Source organism: Alteromonas sp. 4NH20-0056 (assembly GCF_057539655.1).
This window is the reverse complement of record NZ_BAAJLS010000007.1, coordinates 55174-81996: the sequence shown is the minus strand read 5'-3', so window position 1 is coordinate 81996 and position 26823 is coordinate 55174. Positions and strand designations below refer to the sequence as shown.

Sequence of the window (26823 nt, the reverse complement as noted above, 5' to 3'; positions counted from 1 at the left end):
GTCTCCTAACTTTTTGTGTAATTAAATGAGGCCCAAAAGCTTGGGCAGGAATTCGCTAATTTCGGGGAAAATAATTGTTAGCGCCAATGCCACAAGCATGGCGGCATAAAGAGGCAGTATTGGCTTCATTATGCTACTAATAGATACCTTACCAATACTGCACCCGACAAACAGAACGCTGCCTACTGGAGGGGTACATAGGCCTATAGATAAGTTTAAAATCATCATTATCCCGAAATGCAGAGGAGATATATTAAGCATCTCAGCGATGGGTAAGAATATTGGTGTAAAGATTAAAACTGCAGGTGTAACATCCATAAATGTGCCAACGGCCAGCAGAATAAGATTCATAATGAGCAATATAATAATGGCATTTTCAGATACAGAGAGTAACGAATTGCTTATTGCTTGAGGTATCTCCTCATACGACATTAACCATGACATCGATGCTGAAGCACCGATTAAAAACATAACAATTGCCGTAGTATTTACAGTTTTGAGCAAGATAGGATAAAGATCCTTGACGCTAAGCTCTCTGTAGAACCCTAGAGCCAAAACTAAGGAGTAAAGAACCGCAATTGCGCCAGCTTCAGTGGGAGTAAAAAGCCCTCCTATTATTCCACCAATGATCAGAATAATAAGAAAAAGACAAGGAACAGCTCCTAAAAGGCTTGGCAGAAACTTTCCTACAACTATAGTGTTTTCTGTTGCTATACCATTCTTTTTTACATAATAACCAGCACCCAACATGAGTAATGCTGTTACTAAAAGTCCTGGTAAATAACCTGCAATAAACAATGCGGCAATTGACACGCCACCGCTTGCTAATGAATAAATAATTAGAATATTACTTGGTGGTATTAACATGCCAGTAGTAGCAGCGGTAACAGTTACAGCAGTACTAAACGGTCTGCTATATCCTTCTTTTTCCATTGCGGGAACCATAAAACCACCTACCGCAGAAGTGGCAGCAACCGCTGATCCGGATATTGAACCAAATAGTGCACATGAAATAATGTTTACGAATGCCAATCCGCCAGGAAGTTTCCCCACCAATACTTTTGCAAACTCAATAAGTCGTACTGCGATCCCCCCCTGCCCCATCAGATAGCCTGACAAAACAAAAAACGGAATGGCTAAAAGTGCAAAGCTATCTACACCGACTGCTAAACGTTGAGCTAGAGTAGTAAGGGCAGGAAGCGTATCGATCGTAAGCAACATAGTTGCTAGGGTTGCGACAATTATACTTATCGCAATGGGAATATTAATAAGTAAAAGTATTAGAAATATTCCAAACAGTACTAGCGAAGTCATAGTGCGTGCTCCCTAAGCTTATTAGAGTCTTTCATTTCTAGCAGGCCTAATACGCCATAAACAGCAAACAAAACACCGCTTATTGGTACAACCATGTAAATAAATCCCATTGGGATACCTAAAACAGGAGAAGCTTGCTTTAGTAAAAATGTTATGTAGGTTAGGTTCATTCCACCCACTACAAGTACGCCTAATGCAAACAAAATAACTATCGAATATCCGATTCTTGCAGCCATTAACGCCCCACCTTTGCTAAACTTCTTAGTGAGATAATCGAACCCTAAATGGCTATGCGTATGAAATGCATAGGCGCTGCCAATCAAACTTATCCATATCAATAAAAAGCGAGCAAGCTCTTCAGTAAATGAGCTTGGGTGTGGCAAAATAAAACGAGTAACCACTTGCCACGTTACATTTAAAACTAATAGCGCCATCATTAAGGTCAGTAACAGACGGAGAAATTTGTTTAACCCTGAAATCGACGTAGTTAACGCTTTCACATTTTTTCTCCTAAGGCTTTTATTTGTTGCACTAACCTTTCCAGTTCGCTCCCCCGCAGTCCTTCATAAATTGGTGCTACACTTTGCTGAAATTGCTCCTTATCTGCTGCGATAACTTGCACGCCAGCCTCTTTCACAATTTCCAATGACGTCTCGGTAGACTCAGCCCACATTTCCTTTTGATACTCGGTTGCCGCTTTCATGGCGTCTTGCAGCCATCTTTTTTGCGTGGCGCTAAGTTGATCCCAAACATGAGTTCCAACAATAATGACGTCAGGAATAGAAGTGTGTTCGTCTAAAATAAGGTACTGACTTACCTCATAATGTTTGGAGAAGTAAAAACTAGGAAGATTGTTTTCAGCACCGTCAACCACGCCCTGCTGTAAAGATGTATAAAGCTCACCCCAGCTTACAGGTGTTGCAGACCCGCCCATGGTATTTACCATGGACACCGCCGTTTGGCTGTTCATAACCCTTATTTTCTGACCTTTTAGATCATCTGGTGACTGAACTGGTTTTTTCGTCGTGTAAAAGCTTCTTGAACCGGCATCAAAATAACCTAGCCCCTTAAAACGGTACTGTTCGCCTGCAGCAAGAAGCGCTTTCCCAACCTCCCCGTTCAATGTTTCCCAATAATGCGCTTTGTCATTGAAAAGATAGGGTAAGCTAAATACTTTCATCTCAGGAACAAAGGTCTCTAGTGCACTTGCTGACACTTTAGTCATTCCCATGCTACCAATCTGTATCAACTCAAGAACTTCTCTCTCGTCACCTACTTGAGAAGAGGGGTAGATAACAATAGACATCTTTCCTTCAGAGTTACGCTCTAACTCCTCTTTTAAAAATACAAGGCCTTTGTGAACAGGGTGATTAATATCAAGCTGATGTCCTAACCGAATGACATATGTTCCATCTTGCCCATCATCGTTGCACGCATAAAGCGCAGTTAATGGAATTAGAAATAGTATATAAAGCAAGCGATGACATCTCATTGTTACTCCTCAACCAAGGTTACTTCACGAGGAACAATTGCCCCTTTGTGAAGGATTACTTGGGCAGCACAGAATTGGCCAGCGCGGATGCACTTTTCTAAATCTTTACCTTTTGCTTTTTGAGCTAAAAACGCGCCGTTAAAAGAATCTCCTGCCGCAGTTGTGTCGATAGGTTTAACAACGTTCGGAACATCAAACTCAAATTTCCCCATACTGTTGGCTGCAAGAATGCCATTCGGGCCATTTTTTACCACAACCTCTGAAGCGCCAGCTTTTAACCAACGTTCTATGCAATATTCAATTGAATGTTCGCCATGTAAGCTTATCTCATCTTCCCTGCTGAGCAGCGCTATATCAGTGAGATTCATTATTTTCTTAAACGTTTTGGATGCTTCATTAAATGAAAGCCAACTCTTTGGGCGATAGTTATTATCGAAAATAACTTTTCCTCCCTTGTCTCGATATTTTTTCAAAAAATCAAACAATTTGGCTCTTGAGGCCTCGGAATAGATTGATAGGGTAATACCACTTAGAAATAAGGCATCGTAATCTTCAAGCTCTTTAAATATTTCTGGACATTGTTCCAGTAGAAACTTAGCTGGTGCATTAGAACGCCAGTAATGGAAGTGCCTTTCACCGTTAGCGTCATTTTCAATCAAATAGAGACCCGGAACACTGTTAGCAAATTGCTTTACGTGTTTCACACCAACACCTTCGCTTTGCCAGTTATCGAGCATCTTGTTGCTAAACATATCATCGCTTAAGGCTGTAACGTACTCTACTTCTCCGCCACAACGAGATAGATATATAGCGGTATTAAGAGTGTCTCCACCGTAATTGAGTTGATAAAGCTCACCTTCAGTGTTTGATAATTCAATCATGCATTCGCCAATAATCGCTAACTTCACCCTATTGCACTCCAACCTCTACATTGCGAGAAATGCAATTTAAGCAATATTCACGCAATAAAAATCATTAACCATTTGTAAAATGATTGTATATGAACAATTACCAATCATCAACACTCAAAAGTAATCACAAAGATGCTTCATTGCAATGTTTGAAATTACTGGCGTCGATATGGCAGAAAAAACAGGTTAGAGCGTTTAGCGTGTTTTAGAAAAGAGTTTGCTCACTGGGGGGCGTAAAGAGAATCTTCGTGAGCATGACAATAGCTAGGAGTTTAGGGCTTACTCGCGAGCAACATGCCTTCAGTCAGCCCCGAAATCATTAAAGGAAAGAGCAACACTCACTAGTGTGATGGCATTTCATTTTCGAATTTATTTCGATTTCTAACTTCCTCGCTACGGGCAGCTTCGTATTTGTCGATGTATTGACCAGCGCGCTGAAGAAGAGCATCTCTGAGATATACGTATTTCTCGCGATAGGCGAGGTTCATCGTTTCTCCTGGATCTTTGTCTAGGTCATAAAGCTGAACGTAGTTGTTTTTATAAAAGTTGACTAATTTCCAGTTTGAAGTTCTAAGCCCGTACATCGGTGGTATAGGCGCACGCTTTGGTTGATACATGTGTTCGAAGAAAAATTCTTTCCTCCAATTAACGACCTCTTCACTTCCGACAAGAGGAATTAGACTTTTTCCTTGATATGAGTCTGGTATTTCAACGCCAGCAATATCTAGGATCGTAGGCGCAATATCAATATTGAGAGCAATTTCACTTACCTCTTTTTGCTCATTAATGCGCGGGTCTTTTATTATTAATGGAACGCGGAGGTCCTCCTCCCATCCAAACCACTTTCCAGCTAATTGTCTTTCATTTAGAGCATAGCCGTTATCACCGGTGTAGATAATTATTGTATTGTCATCTACGCCTAATGACTTGAGTAATTGGTTTAAGGATCCTACCGCTTTATCAACACTACTAATAGCCCGATAATGGCGCTTTATAATTCGTTGGTACATTTCAGGGGTAGAGAACCTATATTCCCATCGAATTCGACCCATAGATGATTTTAAAAAGTCTGGTAAGTCCGCATAGACTGCATCATCGGACATATTCGCAGGAGGAATTGTTTTATCAGAATACATATCTTCAAATTCAGGTGGATAGTGAAACTGTTCCTCTTTATCAACATCGTGGGCGTGAGGATTCCAAAAGTTGACAGCAAGTGCCCATGGATTATCTTTTTTCGAAGCTTGCTCAATAAACTCGCTCGCTAAGTTTTGAATATAGTAGGTTTGAGGTATTTGCTTTCCTTGCCACTCGTTCTTTTTCGACTGTAGGAGTGGCTTAAAGTAGTCAAAACGCTGTTCATCAGCACCCGAAATTTTTATCTCGTATTTTCCGACAAACCCTGTCCTGTAGCCTGCTTTTTTGAGTAAAGCAGGATACATATTTGATGACTCTTCTTCACCGGTAGCAGGTCTTCCAAAAGTGAAATCATGGGTTCTTTCCGTTAAGCCCGTTAGTATACTTACACGACTCGACGCACATATTGGTGTTGTAACGAAAGCGTTGTCAAACAAAACGCCTTCACTTGCTATTTCATCAAGGTTTGGCGTTTTAATAATAGACGATTTTGAGCCAAGCAAATCCCAGCGGTGGTCATCAGCTAGTATAAATAAAATGTTTGGCCGAGAATGCTTAATCGAACTACCGCTATCAGCGTTAGCATCTGTGGCACACGAAAAAAAAGCAATAAGAGTGATCAAGAGCAGAATCTTCATCTGTATTACTCCTAAGTATTAAATAAAAAGCCCCTCTAACCCACGGAGGTTAGAGGGGAAGTCCTACTTCAGGAACTAGTTTTCAGACGCGTTAGAGATATCACTTGTTTTAGTCTCGACAGCAATGCCGCTGGAGTTAGCAAGATACGCGTACGTAGCAGTGATAAAATAGATGACAGTAGCCACTAACAACGGCGTGTGCAGATAGCGGTTATCGCCATCTAGAAATGCCATTACACCTATTACTAAACACGCCACGAGCGAAGCAATCGCAGTAACAGAAGCTAATGATAAAATAAATGAAGTTTGCCTGCGCTCGGTACTTAGATTATTAGGTGCTAAGTTTGCCAGATAAGCATGCTCTTCACGCTTTCGGCTCAGTTCAACACTTTCTGCTTCAGCCGATGCCGGATACACCTCTTTAGCTCCCATGGCAATTGCTAATAAACAGTATATTGCCGTTGAATATAACCATATAGGGATCAGTAAAAAGAAAAGGTGGAACACACCTGACTGTTCAAGAACATAACTGAGCGCAAGTGCTGTCAGCCAAGTTATAATTGCAGCAAAGTTTGTAGTATTTCCTTTGTACTTAGACCAATAGCGTGTTAACCCCATTTTAGGAAATAGCCAATGCTCCGCTACGATAATTGCTCCTACAGGCGCCATCATCAATCCCATAATTCCTACAAAACCCAACAGCTGAGAAAACACAAAAGGGAAGCAAGCAATAATGGTAGTTACAACGCCAACGACTATTGTTGACTTCTCCCTACCCCACTTTGGATTAAGTGAGCTAAATGCTAAACCAGCTCGATATATCGTCGGATTAGATGTCGTCCAACCAGCGATTATTACTGCAATAATCCCACATGTACCTAACGCTTGATAAGCGACGGCGCCAGGATCTAAACTAGTTATTGCTGTACTCAAAATTATTGCAGCTCCAGCCCCCATTATACCTGCGCATATCCACGCCATGTAATGACCAATAAACATGCCCAGCGCTGAAAAGAATCCATATTTTGAATAACGAGCAAAACGGAGTAACGTCATATCACCCATTCCGCCATGCATCGCCAAATTAGCAACCCATGCGAAAGCCGCCACATGCCAAAAGCCAACATCGTCACTTGTTTTTATCCAAATAGACTCATTAGCGATGGTGTAAAAATCTGAAAACGACGATATTGAAGCTATACCTGGCGTTGCATCTATTAAGGCAGGAAGAAGAAACAAAGCGCCCACAATAAACATTAAGATCATCCAAGGAGCACAAACTTCTGCAAACGCAGCTAGTTTTTCAAATCCTTTTACAGCCATAAATACGACAACGGCTCCTACGAAAAGCGCGACTAATACAAAACGAAAATCAGAGGGGAACCAACCTACTTGGGGAGGAATATCTAATAAAATTCTAACCGCTGATGCTGACACTGTAATCATTGCGCCAGCAAGCACACTGAAAAGAATTCCATTTACTACACTGTAAAGCTTAATCGTGCCCTTCCCTGCTATTTTTTCTAAATAAGCATAAAGTGTAAGACGCGTGTCAGTGGCAATTGGCGCTGTTAAAAGGCCCCACGTTAAAACGGCTAACAAGTTACCGAGGAGTAGCCCGAGCAAAATATCTCCAGCACCCACCCCCCAAGAGACAAAGAGCGCCCCAATGACAAATTCGGTTCCGGCTACATGTTCACCCGCATAGCTACCTGCAAATGCTCGAGCTGGTTGTAATTTAGTAGGGCTTATTGGTTGTGATTCAAACTCATCTGAACTCGACACATTTCCTCCATTATTCTCGTTTTAGGCTTTCATTGAAGCCGCTTAAAAGGAAGTAACGATGATTACTTTTGAGCGATTATGACTTAATTGTAAGTTTCAATCAACAGAATTGTTATCAAGATGTTTCGTATTATTAATAGAGGGAAATCAGCATTATATAAAAAAGGCTAATACAATGATTTCGTGCAACACAGCTGGATACTTAAAAGAGAGAGTACCTATACTTAATTAATTTTTAGTAGGAAAAATTGTCTAATTGAGAAAAGCCTATCAACGGATCGAATGTCGATAAATGGTGTAATCTATAATTTTTAGAGACAATTATATTGAAACTTAAAATCGCTACAGCTCTTTAAAAATAAGAGATGCAGCGATATAAAGCTAGAGTGTTTCCGCGGAAATAATCATTCTATTTAGTCAATGATTTAATAAGTTCTTTGAGTGCGGCCTCAAGCATCTTAGGATCATCAAAATCTACTTTATCCCAGTCGATACCCAATTCTAACTGAGTTACATCTTCCTTTAGTAACCTTTTAATGGCTGAAGTCTGGTTGACCTTTATTTTGGGTAAGGAAATGTATTGCTTAGTTCTTCCCGCTTTTTTTATCGTTGGGGCTTGTAAGTACTTTGAGAACTTTCTATTGTTAAAAAGTTCTACAAGGTATATTTCAACCTCTTCCCTCCCCTTCTCCTCAGCTTTAATAATTTCCTCATACAGTCCCCTTAAGGACTCGACTATTCTATTTTCTAACAAAGGCATCACATGCTGTCTATAGTCATGAAGTTTGTCATATCGATAGAAGGTAGTGCGACCTATTCCTAAATACGACGTAACAATTGAAGCTCGATTCGTTTCGAGCTCATTTTGCTCTATGTTCTCTAGCTCTGTAACGGCATTGGAATAACTGCTTAGTGCGTCAGGAAGCGTGAGGTCATTACGAGAAAAGTTTTCGATATGACGCAAAACACTAATATTCCGGGGCTTCTCAGCGTAAATCTTAACTTTCACCTTAATTAAGCCACCATAGAGGTAACGAATCGCGTAATAACGCCTGTGTCCAGCTACAATAGCGTAATCAGACATATTTTTGCGCCACACAGCAATAGGGTGAATTAACTCGCTGTGTTTTAGCGTTTCAGCTAAGCCTTTTATTTCTTCAATCTCTGCGTTTACAGCATCATATCTGGGGTTAGATTTGTCTAATCGATTTTCGATAATGTCCTTTTCGCATACTACGCAGTCGGTCAAAGACGCAATAGACTCTGGGTCGTCGCGCTTTGCGAACTTAACAGGTAGATAGCGAGGGTTGTCAGACTGAGGTTGTATATAATCAACCAAGACCCTATCAACTTCAGAAGAGGTCTTAAACAATGGGTCGTCGTGAACACTACTCTCTTTTGATTTATCTCGTTGCTTTAAATCATCGAGCATTTGCTGAGACTTTTTAGAAACACCTTCGCCAGATTGATATTTACTTATGAGATCTTCTTGAGACGTTGGCTTGGCAACTCTTCTACTTCTTGGCTTTTTGGCTGTCATGTCTTATCTCCCCACAAACTATTTTCAATCAAGGTGTATAGCTTCTGCATTTCACTTTTCGCGTGATGGTTATAAACATAGTTAAAGTGAGTTTCGTCAACCGACGGGCGCTCCATTACTCGGTAACAATTTCGCTGCTGTAACCAAAATGGACTCATATGCTTACCCGTGGGGCCTTCTTTATCATAGAGCTTCGCCAACGCGACTTCATCTTTCTGCGTCAAACGTGATTTGCTTGGGACTTTATTAGGAACAACTCCTATAATTTCTAGTGGGTTTGAAGCACGGTCTTCGTTAATGCGATCTATACGGTTTAAAAGCATAGGTACACCATCTATTGAATCGTATTCGGGTTCTGTAGGAATTATTACGTGAGTAGCTGCACCAAGCATTCCAGCTGACACTGGCGATTTACTTGGGGGATTATCGACAATTACTATGTCGTAATCATCAGCGAGCTCCTCTACAGAGAACCAGTCTCGCATATGAGTAGTTATTTTCGATACTAACCTGTCTGACTCAGGAGTAAGCGCCAATACTCTATCTACGTTTCCCTCTGAAGGTAAAACTTTTATATTTTCAAAAGCCGTTGGATATTCATACACTGGTGAGTTGAATAAAATATCTGTGCTGGTATTTCTTCCACTCCACTCTGGATCATCTATATCGTCAAACTCAGGGTGCAGAGGTGCAGCATATTCATCATCACCTGGAATTGCGTCCATTTTTAAAAAAGCCTTTGATGAATCTTGCTGTGAGTCATAGTCTAGTACTAAAACGCGACGCTTCTTTCCTTTTCCGTTAGGACCACCAGTAGCAAGCAAGTAGGCAATTGTAGAAGCTAGAAAGGTTTTGCCCACACCGCCTTTTCTGTGGTAACTGGAGAGAACACGCATTCCGTTATACAACTCTGTTGTTTTCATTATCATAACCTTATTTCAGGACTTAGAGTTATATTGACATGGCAGATTACTAATGTCTCGGATCGAATCTTTAAAACAGTAGTTATCATACTTTTTTGTATTAGTAGCATATAAAAGATGGTGTGTATTACCACTATTAGAAAATGAAGATGCTTATCCTCACTGCACATTTAGATATATTCAATAACAACAGCACTAGAAGCTACAATTCTGAGGCTAAAATGTAGTAAATTAAAAATTTAAATAATTATCTTCTCGGGCCTTGCTTTTACTGGGCTGAGCCAAACTTGAGCAAGGGTGTTTCCGCGGAAACATTCCGACAGCGAACTCCTGAACCGTATCCTTGTGCAGAATTCTGAACAAGAAGCAGAGGGCACTGAAACGAAAACTTACCAAAAGAGCAGCCCTATTCGAGCATAAGAGAATAGTGAGTTGAATCAATGATAGTTTCATACTTTGAAATACGATGATGCCTGAAAGAGCAGCCGCTTTTACTATTTCTTTATAATTAAAACTAAAATATAAATTCGCTAGAGTAGGCGTCTTTAGTGAGATTGACAGCCCTCCGATAAAGATTTTCCCGCGGAAACAGCCAGCAATGATCTTTCAGTGATTACCAATACAATCTATTTACTAAAGTACAAGGGAAAACCCAGAGAAGTGCACAATACTTGAAAACTGTAAATATAGACAAAAAAATTATTCTCAGATAACCTTTGGATCGAATCTACTGTGTAATTAAAATCTATAGGAAATAACGTAACGTGCAAGAACTCTTTGAGCTGTCAGAAAAATATGGATTTAAAGCACCATTAGTCTCAGTATCTGACGACTTTGATTTTAAGGTTTTCATGAGAGTCTGCAGCTCCTTAGATATTTCACCAACCTCAAGCGCGGTGGCCTCAGATATTTTTATTACATTGCAAAATATTGAAGAGCTTACCGCAAGCTTGGAATTTGTAGCAGAGAAAATTAACCGTAAATTATCTAATGTTAGGCATCATCTTGTACAGTTGGAAAAGAAAGGGTTAATTATCAGTGAATTTATCACAACGGACCCTATCAAAAAGCGCAGAGGAAAACTTTTTAAAATAGTCGTCCCGAAAGGCCATTTAATAGCCTCAGCAGAGTCGAACAGCAAGGACCAAGACATTGACAATTTTCAATTAGTATCGTCAAGCACGGTCGAAACTATTAATATCGAGCGCTACGACGATAAAACACGATTTATGGAGCTTCAAATAGTTCGCTATCTTGTTAAGGCAATGCGTACAAATCGAAAAGATAAAACGGCGTCACTCAGTATAAAGCTAAGAGAGGAGGGTAGAACTAAGCCAATTCTTATAACGGCGAGAGCAGAGGAAGGGAGACTAATCTACCTCCCCGACATGAGCTATTACGCAAGCGCGATTACTTGGTTAATCAACCATATTTCAGAACGAATTGATGAGTCAGAAACTATTGGCGAAACCTTCACTCTACCGTTAGAACCCTTAATATCTATGGCGAAAGATATACCCATATCAGAAGCATCTGCCGGTGGCTATATCAGTAATGCCATTCAATCAATGCAGAGGATCTCTGCAACTACTTTTGATATGAGAGATTTCTATGACAGTAGAAAAGATTTTATCGTCGATATAGAAATGTATTATAAATTGTTTCGCTTAGAAGCAATCGTGACTTATGAGGACTCGAAGAGTGTTGAAAAAAAGGCTGCCGTAATACAGTTTCCCAGGTCAACGGTAAAAAATATCATCGCAGCCATTAAAGCAAAGCGCACGCTCGATGATATGTTACTCATTGATAGCGATGTTTTTGCAACTAAAAACGAAATAGAAATCTTATTTGGCCTTTGGGCACGTGAACACCTAATAACGGGGAGGCAAGCTCAACAGTTATATGCATGGAATGAACTTCGAGAGTCTGTAGCTCCATCTTCAAGTCTGAATGAATTCAAGCGCAAGTTCTCAAACATGGTTATGGCTAACGCTGATCCATCTTATAGAGCAAAAATTGATGAAGCTGTGGGAACGAAGATCGTCAAACAGGTTGGAACAACTTATTTGTCCGAACAACGTAAAGGAGAACTTGTTGTTGAATATGGCAGAGCTACAGTGCAAGGCTATTTGATTAATATTGGTTATTCGCCAGAGCAGGGGTCTTCTGTAATAGCTTTTAGGCGTGATATGTCTGCACTTCACATTTTAGGAAAGTTAGACGACCGACGTTAGCTATTCATCATACAAAATTCGTTGGATCGAATCTTTAACTGAATAAAATCAAAGAATAACACTTGGATCGAATCTTTAGAAAGATCACTAATATATCGCGATCCAACTTGATCTATCATACCTTTCATATAAAGATTACATTCATCAAAGATGAACAATAAAAAATATATAATCTTTAAGCGCTCAATGACGAGCATTTGGAAATATGGATAGATAAGAAGCGCTAAAAACAAAACCCGTGGAGTGTTGGCGCACTACACGGGTCTTTAGATGTAACTTTTTCGAAGCAGTTACACATCTAATTTTAGCGGTTTACCAGATCAGGTCAACCACTAACGCGTTTTTTATCAGCAAATCACGTATATTGTTGGTAAAAAGATGAATTCTAATAGCAAATATGACGACGTTCTTTTTATGTCGTCTGGGCAATTTGAACAATTGACTGACACAGAATCTTTTGTGTTCTCTCACATTGCTTTTTTTGCTTGTCAGCTAAAACCGTACAAGCGTTTGTTCAAGCAAACCACTCAGGCTATCTGCAATAAAGTGGGTTATTCACCTAATGCGGTAAGATCCGCTATATCATCACTTATAGCGAAAGGTTTCTTAATAAAGAGTGAACCACAGAAAAGAGAAGAAGGATCTTACCATCCATACTACGACAATATCGCTCATCATCTCAAGATAGGCGATAACAGCTATGCTTTGCTATTTGCTAATGAATTAGAAAAAACGCTTATAGCAGCAAGGAACAAAAAAGTAAAAGAACAAGAACGTACTATTACCTTTTTTAAAATACAGGTAGGCCAACTCAAGCGAAACAGTAGAATGTTGTCTGGAAATAGATCTAAACATGTACATAAAGCGCTGATCCTACATGGCTATCTATCTAATCAACATAAGTGGAATATCGAAAAAGGCAGGCAGCAAGTTTGCAGAACGGTGCCGTTTCTCGCTCACTTTCTTAATTGGTCTCAAAACACAGTGAGACGTGTTTTAAATACACTCAAAAATCTAAATATTGTAACTTTTGATTTCACACAAGGGGTGCTCAAGTTTTTGTCGGTGCATTCATTTTCGATTAAAGTATCGTCAATAAATGGCCTTGTCACTAAGCTTTCAACACTCGTAAATAAAACAGAATCCCACAAGAAAGTTGCACATCAGATTCATGAGCCCCGGGCCTCTAAAACACCACGAGAAGCAGCTCAACACCTCCAACACCTAAAGAGCCTTGGTAGAGTTTAATACTCTCCATCTCCCACGCGTTAACGTCAATTTCATAAGCAACCAGCATTTCTATATCAGAAAACAGCCCTTTTTTCTTATTTCCCTTAACAGCCATGTGAAATGTTCACTAAACTGATGTGTTCTCTTGTCTAACGGATGATTTTATAACACTAAGCGCGTACAAACGACGATATGAGTGCCATTCATGAGTAGCTATCATTCCATTGCTGAGTAGTAATAGCCGTTGATGACGAAAAAAAGACAATCGATTTTATTTCAACCCTTTGCAGCAGACATTAGATGATATATAGATGTTAGATAAAGGAAGATTATATGGCTGCGCCACAACTACTAATTTTAGTATTGAACAAAAAGAGTGTTAGACAACCTGGACACAGTTTCTGTATTCACAACGATGCAAAAACCAAAAAACATTTTTGACTGAAAGTGGTTGTTATTGATCGTTTGTAAATATATTGTAAAGTCATCTGCAAAATACAAAGCTTTTCAATAATGTTTACCATCACTAACAGACCTTCCATTGATACATCTATACGTGTTTTAATTTCAACCGTTATTTTGTCAACGAGTGCTTCATTAGCGGCAAATACAAGAAATGAGGCAAAAGAAATATTAAACACGCCAACAGTATACCTTCCGGATTATTCATATGCGGGATATCATTTTGGAGATAAATCGACTCCTTATAACAATAAAACTACACACGTAAGCGTTACAGATTTTGGCGCTATTCCAAATGACAATAAAGACGACACTAAAGCAATACTAAATGCCCTAACACATGCACATACTATTAAAGGGCATGTAACAGTTTTGTTTGGCGAGGGACGCTTTATTATCAAAGATATCCTCAAAGTAAGCAGAGGAAACATTACCATTAGCGGAAAGGGGATGGGACCAAGTGGGACTCAGCTCTTTTTCCCAATGCCTCTCTCGATCATTGATAAAACACCTAATTTAGATGAGTTGAGAAGCTATCTAAGGCTACACAACAAAAAACAACGAGATACAGAAATTTACATAGATGATTACTTCTCAGAATATTCCTGGTCTGGCGGAGTCATATGGATCCAAAAGGAAGGAACACGGCCTGTTCCTTACCTAAAAGAATTAGATCAACAACCTCAAAGAATAGCTATTGCTAAACAGGGCAAAAGGGGAGGGCAGATAGTAGAAGTTAACGACGCTTCAAATATCTCTGAGGGAGACATACTTAGAATAGACTGGCACAACAAAGGCGGTGAACAAGGCGGTATAATTAAGTCAATTTATGGCAATACAGACCAAGTTATCGGTTCCCATCATTTTAATTTTCCAAATCGCCCACTAGTAATGCAACCTACTCAAATAAAGTCAGTTCACGGAAATACCATTGAGATACGCGATCCACTTTTGCATGACATTAACAAAGATATCCCTGCTCACATAACATCTTGGGAACATTTAGAAGAGGTTGGCATTGAGGGGTTATCAATTCAATTCCCAACGGGCGATACCTATGGACACCATGTAGAACAGGGGTTTAATGGTATCTACTTAACGAGCGTTTTTAACGGTTGGATTAGAGATGTGAGTTTTAACAATGCAGATAGCGCGATATTGACTGAAAATAGCGGCAACGTGACGATATCAAACATATACAGCTACGGTACACGTTTTGGCCATTACGGTATTCATCTTGGTAGCGTGCACAATTTTTTGGTTGAAGATGTCACCATTATGAATTCAACTGTTCATACATTTAGCATGAATACAAAATCTACCAAAAGTGTGTTCTTACGAGGTGAAGGTTTTGCTCAGCCAACGCTAGATCAACACGCAGGTGCTAATCATCAGAACCTTTACGACAACATGACTTTCCATATTGAGGCAGCACGTGATGAGAAGGGCCCTTACTACGACTTATGGTTTGGGGGGGGAGCGGGGTATTGGCAACCCGGTCACGGCCGATACAATACAACGTGGAACTCTAAAGTTCTGGTAGAAAGTGGTGCCGATAGTAATGAAACAGTTAGAATTTTAGGACAAACAGAAGGACCTGATGCTAGGGTTATTGGAATGTATGGAAATAGACATTTTGAAGTAGAGCATTATCCTGCACCACATACGGGTGAGATCAATTCCAAGGTAGCTATACCATCTTTATATGAATACCAGAAACAGCAAAGGTCAAAGGAATAATACTAAAATGGCCCAAGGTTAAATGCCTTGGGCCACATAGGTTATCGCTACAGTTTTTAATCTAAAGCGACATTATTCATTAATAACAATCGTGTAGTCTCCGCTTTTGTACAAGGTTTTCTCCTTGCCTTCAACGCTCACATAAGCAGTTGAATTTTGTGGAATACTAAACTGCCAAGTAAGCTTATCACCTTGACGCTTCCAACGACTCTTAATTTGGCCATAACCAGTAGTATACTTTACTTCAACCGAGTCTAAGCTGCTTGGAAATACCGGACGTAGTTCAAAATCTTGATAACCTACACTGTTTTCCAACAGCCGAATACCTCCCAGACCTTCGTAAAACCAACCGTCATAGCCACTATGGAAAGGATGATTTAATGAACGCCCAGGGGCACTACGGCGCTCAGGATCTAAATTTGGATCTAATACACCTTTTCGCTCCCATAGTGTGGTAGCGTTCAGTTTATCAAATTGCCATTGATAGCCTGGATAACCTTCTGCGGTAAAGATATTAAAAGCAGTATCACCGTATCCATAATCGCTGAGTGATTTGTACAAGTAAGTCTGCCCGATTGCACCCACTGAGCCATGACCATTCCATGATTCAACAACGTCTTTATTCAACGCATCAGCAATAGATTGTCTGAGCGCTTCGGGTGCCATTCCAAATTGTAATGCCATCGAGTCTGCGGTTTGACTGCCATAGCTGCCAGTATTTGTATCATAAAATTCTTGATGAAATTGTTGGCTAATGGCATCAAAAAGCTGATTAAAATGCTGGGTTTTCTCAGGCTTATCGAGCAAGGTAGAAATCTTTGCCATTATATTCGCTGAATGAGCAAATAACGCAGAGGTTGTTTTCACTGGCGCAGTATATTGTGAATTGCATCGCTTTCGGCCCATACCAGGCTCTCGAACCGGATCACACCAATCGCCATAACTGTAGCGGTCATTTCGTATTAACGAATTCTCAAGTATGGCCTCTCCGGCTGTCATATACTCCATCATGCTTTCATATTGCGACGCCAATACTTGAAGATCACCATAATGCCGGTAATGCTCCCAAGCAATCATCACTTCTGCAGCTGCCCAATCAAACTTACCACCATGACTTCGCTTACCGGGCACAACCGCCGGAGCCACATGTTTAGATGTTTCAAAATCGCCTAAATATTTATCCCAAAAATTTTGCATATTGTAGTTGTAGTTACCAGTAATCAGCGCAGCATGAGCATCACCAGTCCAACCAGCGCGTTCTCGTATGGGACAATCCATGGGGACTGCCATCAAGTTACTCTCATAACTCCACAGCGCCATATCGTGCACGCGATTTATTAGTTTATTTTCACTATTAAACGTTCCTACTCTTTCAACATCACTTCTGACTAAGTGAGCCGAGACGGAATCGAGCGAAGGCGGTAAATCTAATCCTGTTATTTCAATGTAACGAAAACCATGCCACGTAAATGCAGGCGACCAAGTGTCTGTTTGATTTTGATTAGAGACGTTACTCGCTACGTAAGTGTCTACTTGTTTGAGTAACGGGGCACCACCACCGGTCTTTTGACTTATGTTGCCATCTACATCAGCCCACTCGGCATACCGTAAATTGATAGATTGGCCTGGGCGCAAATTAAGTTTGTCTAAGTGTAAGGTAGGAATGCCTGTAAAGTTCTGACCAAAATCCAGTACCCATACCTTTTCCTTTGGTTGATAAAGCTTGTCAGCTTTCATCTCTAAAACAGCACGGATAGGGGGGAGCAACTGAGGTATCAGGCGTTTTGTTGGCCATTCGCTTAATACCTGAACTGGTTTCCAATGTGCTAAATTATTAGGCTGTGAAATACTCTTCCAGTTAGTAATTGCTAGATTAGCATCAAACATTTCACCAGAGAAAAGCCCCTCTTTTAAGACTGGTGAAGCATGGCTAAGCCAATTTTGATCAGAAGCAACAATCTGCTTCGACCCATCAGCATAGGTAATTTCTAGCTGAGCAATAAATTTAGGTTGCCCGTACGAGAGTGAACGAGTAGACGAATTACTTGGTGCAGCATCTGGATTATTCCACTTGCTAAACGCTATATTTTCATCGTACCAACCACTGCCTAAATGCACTGCAATGACATTGTCCTTGTTGGTAAGTAAAGACAAAACATCGTCTGTGTTATATAAAATTCGCTCATCAAAATCGGTCTGTCCGGGGTCTGCGATACGGTCATCCACCTTTTTGCCATTGACAAAAATTTCGTAGTAGCCCGCAGCTGTACTATGCAAGCGCGCTTTAACGATTGTTTTATCAATTGGTATCACAAAGTTGTTTCGAAACAAACTTGCAGTAGGTTGCTCTGTTAGTTGCTGATATACACGCTTTTGAGTCTCTTGCTTACTTTGAGCTAAGCTGTCGTTAGCATTTTTGTGAATATTGGCTGCATACAACATCCAGTTTTTTACCGGCTCACTGACATCAGACACTGTTTGTTTTTCAGCCTGTATCCACTTTGCCTTCCAATCCAGTGTTTTTGTTAAGCCCATTTCCCAGCGAGCGGCATCACTCCATTGCTGTAAGGTATCTGTATCTTCCTTTGACCACACTCTCACGCGCCAGAACGCTGTATCGGTACTCTCTAACTTTTTACCTTGATACGGAATGTTTAATGATTGTCGAGAGACGACTTTACCTGAATCCCATAGATCAGCATTGCCTGCTAGCAAGTTAGATTGAGAGCTTGCTACTTGAATTTGATAGGCACTTTGAGTAATTACGTTAGCGTGCCATGACAGTCTTGGCTCACTGTTATGGACGTTTAACGGCGTTTCCATGCCCTCTGCCAATAAGTTACTGGCCTTAACATTAACGATGTTTACTTCATCTCTCGTGTCGCTTGAGCAGGACATGAGCCCCAAATTCAATATCAATGCGGCAATACACGTCGATGTCCATGTTTTAGTTTGTTTTACCGTTAAAATTCTCACATCAAACAACCTTATTAATTTAAAAAAACATGTAAGCAATAAACATTACACCTACATTCTGATAACAATATTTTAGAGATTAGCACTTAAGGGGAGTGAGTAGAAGCTAAATTGATTCAAAATGATTGGTTGTGATTATTTTTGGTGGGTGTGGATATTTGGAACTGTTTTGAGTGGTTTACGAGTTGTCCTTCATGCTTCAACGCATTTATTCCGCAGTTATTACTCTCATGCCTTACTTGGCATCAGTCATTTAATTTAAATAAGAAAAATGCCCAAGGTTATAAGCCTTGGGCATTTTGGTTTACATCATTCGTTTTCTTAGAAGCACAAGCCCTGCAATACAAAGTATAACTAAGGTTGGTGGGGCTGGTACCGATGCAGCGCTGATATCATCTCCGTCAAAATTTTGCGCAAACATGTCAATCAAAATAAGTTCAGGCGATGACATGCCGTCTTCTAAAGCAATAAAGCTAAACGTCCCTAATTTAAACGACGTACCGAGAACACTATCCCAGTTAGCGAGTAGACCCAGCTGAAGCACTAGTTCATCACCCAACGCAAAAGCATCGTCAAGATAGGAGTTATCGAACACACTATCTGTGATGGAAAGCGTATCAAAGTCAAATAGACTGTCATCGAACCCCCATACAACCTCAAGAAAATCTATTTCCGGGTTAGCGTTGTTAATAAATATCTCAAGTTCAATGATGTCGCCATTTAGGTATGACGATGAATCATTTGAAAAGGTGATTAGCGATGCCTTTGATGAAAAAGACATCATAAAACCAATAATCAATATTAAATTCGCAATCTTCATTTTTGTTATTCCTTTTAATTAGAGGCGCAGCGCGAATAAGTACAGCGACTAACCAAGCCTCGGGTATCTCTATTGTTAACAACGCCATCGCCGTTAAAGTCATAGCGGATATCCATAATTTCACCCGCTCTTAATTTTGCGGTGAAAAGCCTTGTATCGCCTTTGTCTACTACCGAATCCTTGTTAAGGTCACCGAGCAAATCAATATTGATAAAAATGCTTGATTCAGACAGCTGGTTGTTCGAATCGGTAGCGACAACGCGCGCTAAATGCGAACCTTCTGATAATTCAAGTAATTCATTTGAATAACCATCGGCTCCCCATTCAAATGGAGGTTCGTAGATTTCTCTTACCAATTGGTCATCAATGTAAAGCGCTAAGCTGACCAGAGAAATATCGTCATTCGCGGTAGAGGCATCTGCCGTTATAGAAAGATTTTGATATTCAGTAAGCAGTGAAATGTCGCTTTCGTTAATCATCACTGAAGGCCCAGGCAAATTCAGAACAATCAGCGTCATATCAGATTCAGTCTCAAGTCCTGCACTATCTCTTGCTACAGCGGTAAACGTATGCGTGCCCACGCTTAAAGGTGCGGGGTTTGGTTCATGACGGTCTAACCACCCCATCGCGCCAAATTCGTATGGCGCATGAGAATGCCCGAAATTCCAGACTGGGCGGGTATCCACTCTTACTAATTCGCCATTCCTATAAAGAGTAACCGACTGAATATCACGGTCCTCAACTGGTGATTTTGCATCAATAGTAATGGCTAACTTTTCATAACCTTCATAGACAGTCACGGTTGAATTAGGCCAGGTAACAACAGGTGGCTCAGGCTCTCCTTTCACCACTAACTGCATCGTCGCTGTAGATTCTTCACCCTCGCTGTCAATAGCAACAGCAGTAAACTCATAAGTGCCAGAAGTTAGCGGCGAGGGATTTGGTGAATGGGTATCAAGCCATCCCATCGCACCTGTTTCGTGTGGTATTGAAGCATGTCCAAACAAGTAAGGAAGGGAAGTATCCGTTCTTACAAACTCTCCATCAATATAAAGAGATACCGACTCTATAGTGCGTCCCTCAACAGCGCTTTCTGCACTAATGTTGAGACTGAGTTTTTCAAAGCCTTCATCGACTTCCAAACTCTCTTGTGGAAAGGATATTACGGGAGCATTTGAGTTAACGTTAAGTACCATCGTTGCAACAGAGCTATCGCCTTCGCTATCTACTGCAACGGCTTTAAAAATATGGCGTCCTGCAGGAAGAGGGGAGGGGTTTGGCTCATGCGTATCTAGCCAGCCCATTGCACCTGTCTCATGTGGTTTAGAACCATGACCGAATAAATAGGGTAGGGAAGTGTCTGTTCGCACTAGCGCATCGTTAATGTAAAGTGTGACAGATTGAATGGTTCTAACTTCAACTGGACTTTCTGCAGAAATATTAAGGCTCAATTTCTCAAAACCTTGCTCTACAGTCAGTGAAGGAGAAGGGAAGGATACAATTGGGGCATTAGCATTACCTTCTAAATCTAAATCAATAATTTGAAGATAAAGCGGCATCGCGTTACCAGATGTACGCTCCATAAGGTAGTAGTAGACTTTACCGTCCTTTATGTACAGCGTGCCGTGATCAAATGATGGTCCATCGCTGGCTTCATACACTCTAACAAAGTTATTGGTACCGCCTTGCGCTTTTTCCACATAGGGGCGACCACCCTCTAGCCCTACAATATAAACATTGTCACCTGAAGTATAAATCTCGCTTGCGCCAGTAAAGTCAGTACTAATTATGAAATCTTCAGCGCCAGCTGGTTTATATGAATGAATATAGACTTCTTCGTAATCAGGTCTGCTGCGGTCTGTTGAACGAACTTTACTAATAATATGAATGTCACCTTTCTCGGTAACCGTCCAGTCAAAGCTTCCCACAATGTAAACCGAGTTGGCATCGGTATGACTTACGTAGTCGCCCGGCTCAAATACCTTAATTTCGTCAGAATTGATTAGAGGCCATGTCACTGGTTCGCCTTTGTGATTCTTCCAATCACCGAAACCATCTGGGTGGTCTGAATACGCGTAATAAACGCCATTTTGATACTTATACCTATCTGAATTGTCGTTACTTCGCTGTTGAAAGCCAACACGAAGCTTACCGTTCACGTATTTCATGTTTCCGTAAAGGCCCCAGTTGTATGGGTTTCCTTTAAGTTTTTGGTTGTTCTCATTGAATTTGGTGAACGTTGACCATGTTTCAGTCTCAGCATCATAGCGATTGAAGACATAAGCGCCGTTGTTATTGCCGCCCAGACGCATGTAAAGAAGCAGTGTACCGTCTACCGTAGTAAAAAATTTAGGGTAGGTAAGGCGAGCAAAATTCCCTTTGTCGCTGAGGTCTCCTGTCATGGTTAGATGCTTATAGTCATTGTCTCCCTGACTAACCTCGCTGGTATCTTTAACAAATTTATCTAAAGTAAATTCTGAATGTGGTAGTTCGGCAGCCCCTGCAATACTGTAAGAATATCTAAAGAAATCATCTTTGAACTTACCGTCATGATTATTGTTATCGTAGGCGTGCATATCGAACACCATGTGGATGGTGCCGTTTATCGGGCTTACCGATAATCCAATAGTATTGTGAGACTCTCCAACCAGCGGATCGCCCCTGAAACCAGTATGCCTGTGGGGAAACTCTATTGTAGATAGCTCTCCGCTGAGAGTGTTGTAACGAGAGAGCATTACATTTCTTTCGCTCTTACCACCCTTATACCACGTCATAAAGACGTAATGCTTGTACGTCTTTACCGCATCGCCGTGTGCAGAGATGTTTGGACCAAAGAAAAAGTCATATTTCTCTCCCGTGTCGGGTGTGCCCACGTTAGAAAAATCAAGGTTTCTGCCATCGAAGTGCAGCCCTTCATCTGTAATTTTTACTTGTTTTTCAAGGGTTACTTCAGCGTTTAGCGTAAATGCACCCAATAAAGTAGTTGAAACTAACAATGTTTTTAGACATTTCATAAGTTTATTAGCTCAAGATAGTTAAAAGTAAATGTGGTGGTTTGTGATTAAATGTTAATACCGCAACATTCCATTAACATTCAATTTCAGGCACACCATATTACATTGCGTTTACAAAATCATTACTTTATGATCAATATTAGTCAAAATTAGTCATTGGGCGAGTGGCCTTGGAACGTAAAGAAGATAAGAAAAAAAACTTTCTAGTACGAAAATGTACTGCGTTAGAAAGCGTGCAAAAAAATATGAACTGGATAGCAGCGACACTTGTCGCCATCATTTCCATTAGTGCATGCAACAACCAGAATAATTCAGAACCTGACGTTCAGGAAACTAAGGCAACGCAAGCCAGTGAGCAATTGTTCGTTCTGCAAGACGCCCTCGGTAATCTTACCTTTGCTAAGAATCAATATCTGAAGATGGCGAATCATATTGAAAGTGAGCGTCATTTATATTATCGACCGGCTTGCGTAAAGGATACGTCAATGATTTGTGTTCCTCGTTCATATGAGCACGGGGGCATATTTATGGATAAATATGAAAAGTGGACTAACGGCTTTTTCCCTGGAGTAATGTGGAAGTTACTGTCCAATAAAGACTACGTGGAATGGGACGGTGATGAGGAAAAGCAACTTTTAAACTTTGCCATACACTATCAGAAAGCGCTGGACGGTGATGCAACGCTTGATTCAACGCATGATTTGGGTTTCATGCTTTATGATTCATATGGCGAGGCCCTAAATTATAAAGACTTGAGCGACGAATTGAGAGCTAAGTATGCTTCAATTTTAGCAACAGGCAGAGAAACGCTGGCTAGCCGATTTAACGAAGAAAAAGGTGTCATCAAATCTTGGGATTTTGTGCCCCATATGAAGGTATCTGTATCAAAAAACGGTAAAGACATTGTAGAGTTGCACCAACTAGCAGAGCCATGGACATATCCAGTCATCATCGACAATATGATGAACCTCGAATACCTGCTGGATAGCGACTCATCGCATTACAAAGACATTGCAATAACGCATGCTAAAACGACGCTCAGAAATCATTATTTCTATGAAGAGAAAGATACTGAACAGCGCTATCCAATCGCATACCATGTATTTGACTATGGCAAACGGAAGCCGGGAAACTGGCAGGGATTAGGAAACATTTCAGCTTGGGCTAGAGGGCAGGGGTGGTCGTTATATGGTTATGTAACGATCGTTGACTATATGTCTGATTTAAACCTGAGTGACGTGGAACGCGTAGCTTTCGAAAAGCATTTAAGTAACGTGCTAAATAGCATTGATTATTTGCTAGAAGAAGAGCCCGTTCCTTTTTGGGACTTTTGGGCGAACAGAGACAACGCTTATGAGTATGCCGAAAATACGTCTTTAGAAACGTCTGTATATTCGGGGATTCTTGAGCTATGTGCAAACAGAATAGAGCCACATATTCTGCCGTATAAAGGCTATCGTCCTCAAATATTAGATGCATCGATGTTAACGGATGAGTCGCTAAACGAACTCAAAAACCGAAAGAATTGGTACGGTTCTGATATTTTGCAAGGAGATAAGTTTGTTCCTTGTGGACGCGACCCTTATTCAGCAACGCACACTAAAATTCCGAGAGATACATCCGCCGCCGCTATCTACGCATCTGCACTTTACCGTTACGCAACTATAGCGAAAGACGACAAGCAGGTACAAAAATATAGAACGCTCGCTGACAGAATCATGGCGGAACTGACTACTAACTATAGAACAGATAGAAACGAAAATGGGCGATATATAAGCTTCGAACTCGGTTTCGTGCTTGATGAAGCTACTGGAGACATGGGGAACGCTGGTGAAATTGATACGCCTATAATTTATGGCGACTTTTACTTTGTCGAGGCCAACATTAGAAAGGTCGAATTTGAACTTTCTCGCGCTGTAAAACTGAATAATTAAGGAATAAGGAAATGATAGGCAGAAAAGCTTTCTTACTAGGTAGTATATTTGTTCTCGCTGCAGGGAATGCATTTAGTGCAAACATACCAGAAAATACGAATAGTCGACCAAATGTTCTTATGTTAGCTATCGACGATCTAAACAGCTGGGTAGGGGCGATGAATGGCCACCCTAGTACCAAAACGCCCAACATTGACAGACTGGCTTTACAAGCCACCACGTTCACCAACGCCCACGCACCTGCACCGCTGTGTGGCCCATCAAGAGCAAGCATTATGACAGGGCTTCGCCCATCGACGACTGGTATTTACGGCCATGTAAAAGACAACGATATTCGCTCTGCAAACATGACAGCGGCGCAATCTATTTTTTTAAGTGAATACTTCAAACAACACGGATATTACACTGCAGCGGTGGGAAAGATATTTCATCATGGAATAGCTGACGGAAGCTTCGACGCATTTGGTGGAAGAAACGGGCAGTTTGGACCTTACGCACCGGAACGGTTTAAATGGACCAAAAAAGGAACGAACACTGACTGGGGCGCCTACCCTGAAAAAGATGAAATGATGCCAGACTATGATTCGGCTCAGTGGTTGGTCGAGCAGTTACAACGTAAACATGATAAACCTTTTTTTATCGCTGGTGGATTCCTTCGTCCACACGTGCCTTGGACCGTGCCTCAAAAGTGGTTTGATATGCATCCGCTCGATGGTATCGAACTCCCTCCCTATTTACCCAGCGATTTAGATGATGTGCCTGAAATTGCAAAACGCATTTCTAACTATGACATGATGCCTACTACTGATTGGGCAATAGAGTCTGGAGAGTGGAAAAACATTGTGCAGGCCTATCTGGCGAGTATTTCGTTTGTAGACCATTATGTTGGCCAAGTGCTGGATGCGCTAGAAGCCAGCGAATATGCTGACAATACCATTGTCGTGCTATGGGGCGACCATGGTTACGATGTAGGTGAAAAAAACCGTTTTGCTAAAATGGCGCTCTGGGAAACGTCGACCAAAACTACACTTATTATTAAATCGCCTGAATCGTCTTCGAAACATGTCAGCAATCTACCCGTAAGTTTAGTCGACATTTATCCTACGCTAGTCAAAATGGCCGGCTTGCCGGAAAACCCGCTCAATGAGGGGCACGATATCACTCCCTTGATCAGTAACCCGAATGCAGATTGGGAGCATGTTGCTTTGACAACGTTCGGGCCGAATAACCACGCGGTGAAGAATGAGCGTTATCGATACATCCGGTATGAAGATGGTAGCGAAGAGCTATACGATCATTCAACAGATCCTAACGAGTGGAATAATCTAGCCAGTAATCCTTTCTATTCTGACGTGAAGGATAGGCTTAAAGCTAAGCTACCCCAGCAAAACGCTAAGTGGTCGCCTGTGTCTCAGTTTAAAAGTAATGAATATTTTAAAACACTGACTGCTGAGAGTCAGGCCGACACAAAGACACAATGATATCTGATAGAAAACACTTAAGTTAAGTCGCCAGTTTCATAAATGCTTTTTTGATTATCTTGTACCCTTGGCAATCATTACGCCCTTCAGATGGTAAGGTTCTCACAGAGGGAAACATTTAAAGTTATTTGAAAAATAGACTCGTTTCACAGCAGCATTGGAATCATTGTTATTCTAACGAATTCCCTTGTTATCAAAAGGCAGGAGAAGCAATTCTTTTTTTTCTAAATTATCAACATAACAAAGTCCTTTAAAATAGAACAAGTTATAAAGGAAGTAAAAAAACAACGGATGGACCTAATTTAACCCCATTACTGTGAGTGCATTATGTTTATCGACCAAGGTTCAACCTCGCTTGTTTCATCTAGCGCTGCCGATGAAAAGGCGTTGTCCGGTCTACTACGACAGTTTCAAAATTGTTTTAGAGCCGATGCCGTTGTTTTGTGTTCCAAGTTAGGATCCACAAGAATTGATGAACCTCGTCGTCACGACTGTTTTACCTATTTTGCGCTTGAAGATATTGCATCTCAAGTATTTCATAAAGCTGATGGGAAAGAGAACTTTTCCAGTGGTGTAGTAAGAGAGAATGAAGTCTGCTTTTTTTTCTTAACATTTAACGTTCTTTTGAAGGCTGGTAAGAAAGGCCAGTTAACTCTTTTAAGAAAAAATAGAACGCTTGAAAATATAAATAATCGGAATGCCACAACACAGTTCAGTATTTTGGCTCAATATATTACCAGTGCATTTTTGCTCATTAATACGACACCCATCAAGAAAGAAAGACGAGAATTTTTTGATGCTGGGCCTCGTATAATGATTGTCGATGATATTGAAATTAACAGAATTGTTGGTGAATTATTGTTGTGTGAATTGGGATTTAGTTCCGATCACGCCAGAAATGGCAAGGAAGCGGTAGAACTTTGTAAGCGCTTTAAGTACGACCTCATTCTTATGGACTATCATATGCCGATCATGAACGGGCCAGATGCGGTTAAAGAAATATTGAAAATCGTAGACTATCCAATACAGATATTTGCATGCACCTCAGATCAAACGCATGAAGTAAATCGTTCTTGTATCGAAGCTGGGATGAACGGTATCGTCATTAAGCCGCTTACAGTACCGAAGTTGAAGACAATACTTTTTTCCATATTTGACTAGGAGTTGTATGACTGACTACTTTATTGTATCC

17 protein-coding genes are annotated in these 26823 nt (G+C 40.7%); 6 read left to right on the top strand and 11 right to left on the bottom strand.

From position 1 onward, the window contains the following. Positions 1 to 21: 21 nt before the first annotated feature. The 8 genes from AC27EZ_RS13335 to AC27EZ_RS13300 form a co-directional block, all read right to left on the bottom strand. Entirely contained in the window at positions 22 to 1314 is a 1293-nt protein-coding gene (locus AC27EZ_RS13335; RefSeq protein ID WP_487135786.1) for a TRAP transporter large permease, read from the bottom strand. Next, positions 1311 to 1814 carry a TRAP transporter small permease gene (locus AC27EZ_RS13330; RefSeq protein WP_487135785.1) on the bottom strand — a complete coding sequence of 168 codons (504 nt, stop codon included), beginning with the start codon at positions 1812 to 1814 and terminating at the stop codon, positions 1311 to 1313. Before AC27EZ_RS13330 ends, AC27EZ_RS13335 begins: the two co-directional genes overlap by 4 nt. Then, entirely contained in the window at positions 1811 to 2806 is a 996-nt protein-coding gene (locus AC27EZ_RS13325) for a TRAP transporter substrate-binding protein (protein ID WP_487135784.1), read from the bottom strand. The genes AC27EZ_RS13330 and AC27EZ_RS13325 overlap by 4 nt, the downstream gene beginning before the upstream one ends. Before the next feature lie 2 nt (positions 2807 to 2808). Next, positions 2809 to 3714, bottom strand: a complete 906-nt coding sequence (locus tag AC27EZ_RS13320; RefSeq protein ID WP_487135783.1) for a sugar kinase — start codon at positions 3712 to 3714, stop codon at positions 2809 to 2811. A gap of 344 nt (positions 3715 to 4058) precedes the next feature. Then, entirely contained in the window at positions 4059 to 5492 is a 1434-nt protein-coding gene (locus AC27EZ_RS13315) for a sulfatase-like hydrolase/transferase (RefSeq protein WP_487135782.1), read from the bottom strand. Between the two features lie 75 nt (positions 5493 to 5567). After that, a complete protein-coding gene (locus tag AC27EZ_RS13310) occupies positions 5568 to 7277 on the bottom strand; it encodes a purine-cytosine permease family protein (RefSeq protein WP_487135781.1) in 1710 nt (569 codons plus the stop codon). 409 nt (positions 7278 to 7686) lie between these two features. After that, positions 7687 to 8817 carry a ParB N-terminal domain-containing protein gene (locus tag AC27EZ_RS13305; protein ID WP_487135780.1) on the bottom strand — a complete coding sequence of 377 codons (1131 nt, stop codon included), beginning with the start codon at positions 8815 to 8817 and terminating at the stop codon, positions 7687 to 7689. Next, the gene (locus AC27EZ_RS13300) at positions 8814 to 9740 is read right to left on the bottom strand and encodes a ParA family protein (RefSeq protein WP_487135779.1); all 927 of its coding nucleotides are present in this window, start codon (positions 9738 to 9740) and stop codon (positions 8814 to 8816) included. The genes AC27EZ_RS13305 and AC27EZ_RS13300 overlap by 4 nt, the downstream gene beginning before the upstream one ends. Positions 9741 to 10504: 764 nt before the next feature. Between AC27EZ_RS13300 and AC27EZ_RS13295 the strand changes: the two genes are divergently transcribed. The 3 genes from AC27EZ_RS13295 (at position 10505) to AC27EZ_RS13285 (ending at position 15406) form a co-directional block, all read left to right on the top strand. Beyond that, entirely contained in the window at positions 10505 to 11974 is a 1470-nt protein-coding gene (locus tag AC27EZ_RS13295; protein ID WP_487135778.1) for a hypothetical protein, read from the top strand. A 378-nt stretch (positions 11975 to 12352) separates the two neighbouring features. Next, positions 12353 to 13222, top strand: a complete 870-nt coding sequence (locus AC27EZ_RS13290) for a hypothetical protein (RefSeq protein WP_487135777.1) — start codon at positions 12353 to 12355, stop codon at positions 13220 to 13222. A 495-nt stretch (positions 13223 to 13717) separates the two neighbouring features. After that, the gene (locus AC27EZ_RS13285) at positions 13718 to 15406 is read left to right on the top strand and encodes a glycosyl hydrolase family 28-related protein (RefSeq protein WP_487135776.1); all 1689 of its coding nucleotides are present in this window, start codon (positions 13718 to 13720) and stop codon (positions 15404 to 15406) included. A gap of 72 nt (positions 15407 to 15478) precedes the next feature. On the opposite strand, the gene AC27EZ_RS13280 is transcribed toward AC27EZ_RS13285, so the two are convergent. From AC27EZ_RS13280 to AC27EZ_RS13270, 3 genes are all read right to left on the bottom strand, one after another. Then, complete coding sequence (locus AC27EZ_RS13280; protein ID WP_487135775.1) at positions 15479 to 18382, bottom strand: family 78 glycoside hydrolase catalytic domain; 2904 nt, start codon at positions 18380 to 18382, stop codon at positions 15479 to 15481. 304 nt (positions 18383 to 18686) lie between these two features. Further along, a complete protein-coding gene (locus tag AC27EZ_RS13275) occupies positions 18687 to 19202 on the bottom strand; it encodes a hypothetical protein (RefSeq protein ID WP_487135774.1) in 516 nt (171 codons plus the stop codon). Between the two features lie 14 nt (positions 19203 to 19216). After that, positions 19217 to 22216: a BNR-4 repeat-containing protein gene (locus tag AC27EZ_RS13270; RefSeq protein WP_487135773.1), complete on the bottom strand. Its 3000-nt coding sequence runs from the start codon at positions 22214 to 22216 to the stop codon at positions 19217 to 19219. A 245-nt stretch (positions 22217 to 22461) separates the two neighbouring features. On the opposite strand from AC27EZ_RS13270, the gene AC27EZ_RS13265 reads away from it, so the two are divergent. The 3 genes from AC27EZ_RS13265 (at position 22462) to AC27EZ_RS13255 (ending at position 26792) form a co-directional block, all read left to right on the top strand. Beyond that, on the top strand, positions 22462 to 24150 hold the full coding sequence (locus AC27EZ_RS13265; protein WP_487135772.1) for a hypothetical protein: 1689 nt from the start codon (positions 22462 to 22464) through the stop codon (positions 24148 to 24150). Positions 24151 to 24161: 11 nt separating this feature from the next. Beyond that, on the top strand, positions 24162 to 25631 hold the full coding sequence (locus AC27EZ_RS13260; RefSeq protein WP_487135771.1) for a sulfatase: 1470 nt from the start codon (positions 24162 to 24164) through the stop codon (positions 25629 to 25631). Positions 25632 to 25958: 327 nt separating this feature from the next. Next, the gene (locus tag AC27EZ_RS13255) at positions 25959 to 26792 is read left to right on the top strand and encodes a response regulator (RefSeq protein WP_487135770.1); all 834 of its coding nucleotides are present in this window, start codon (positions 25959 to 25961) and stop codon (positions 26790 to 26792) included. Positions 26793 to 26823 lie beyond the last annotated feature (31 nt).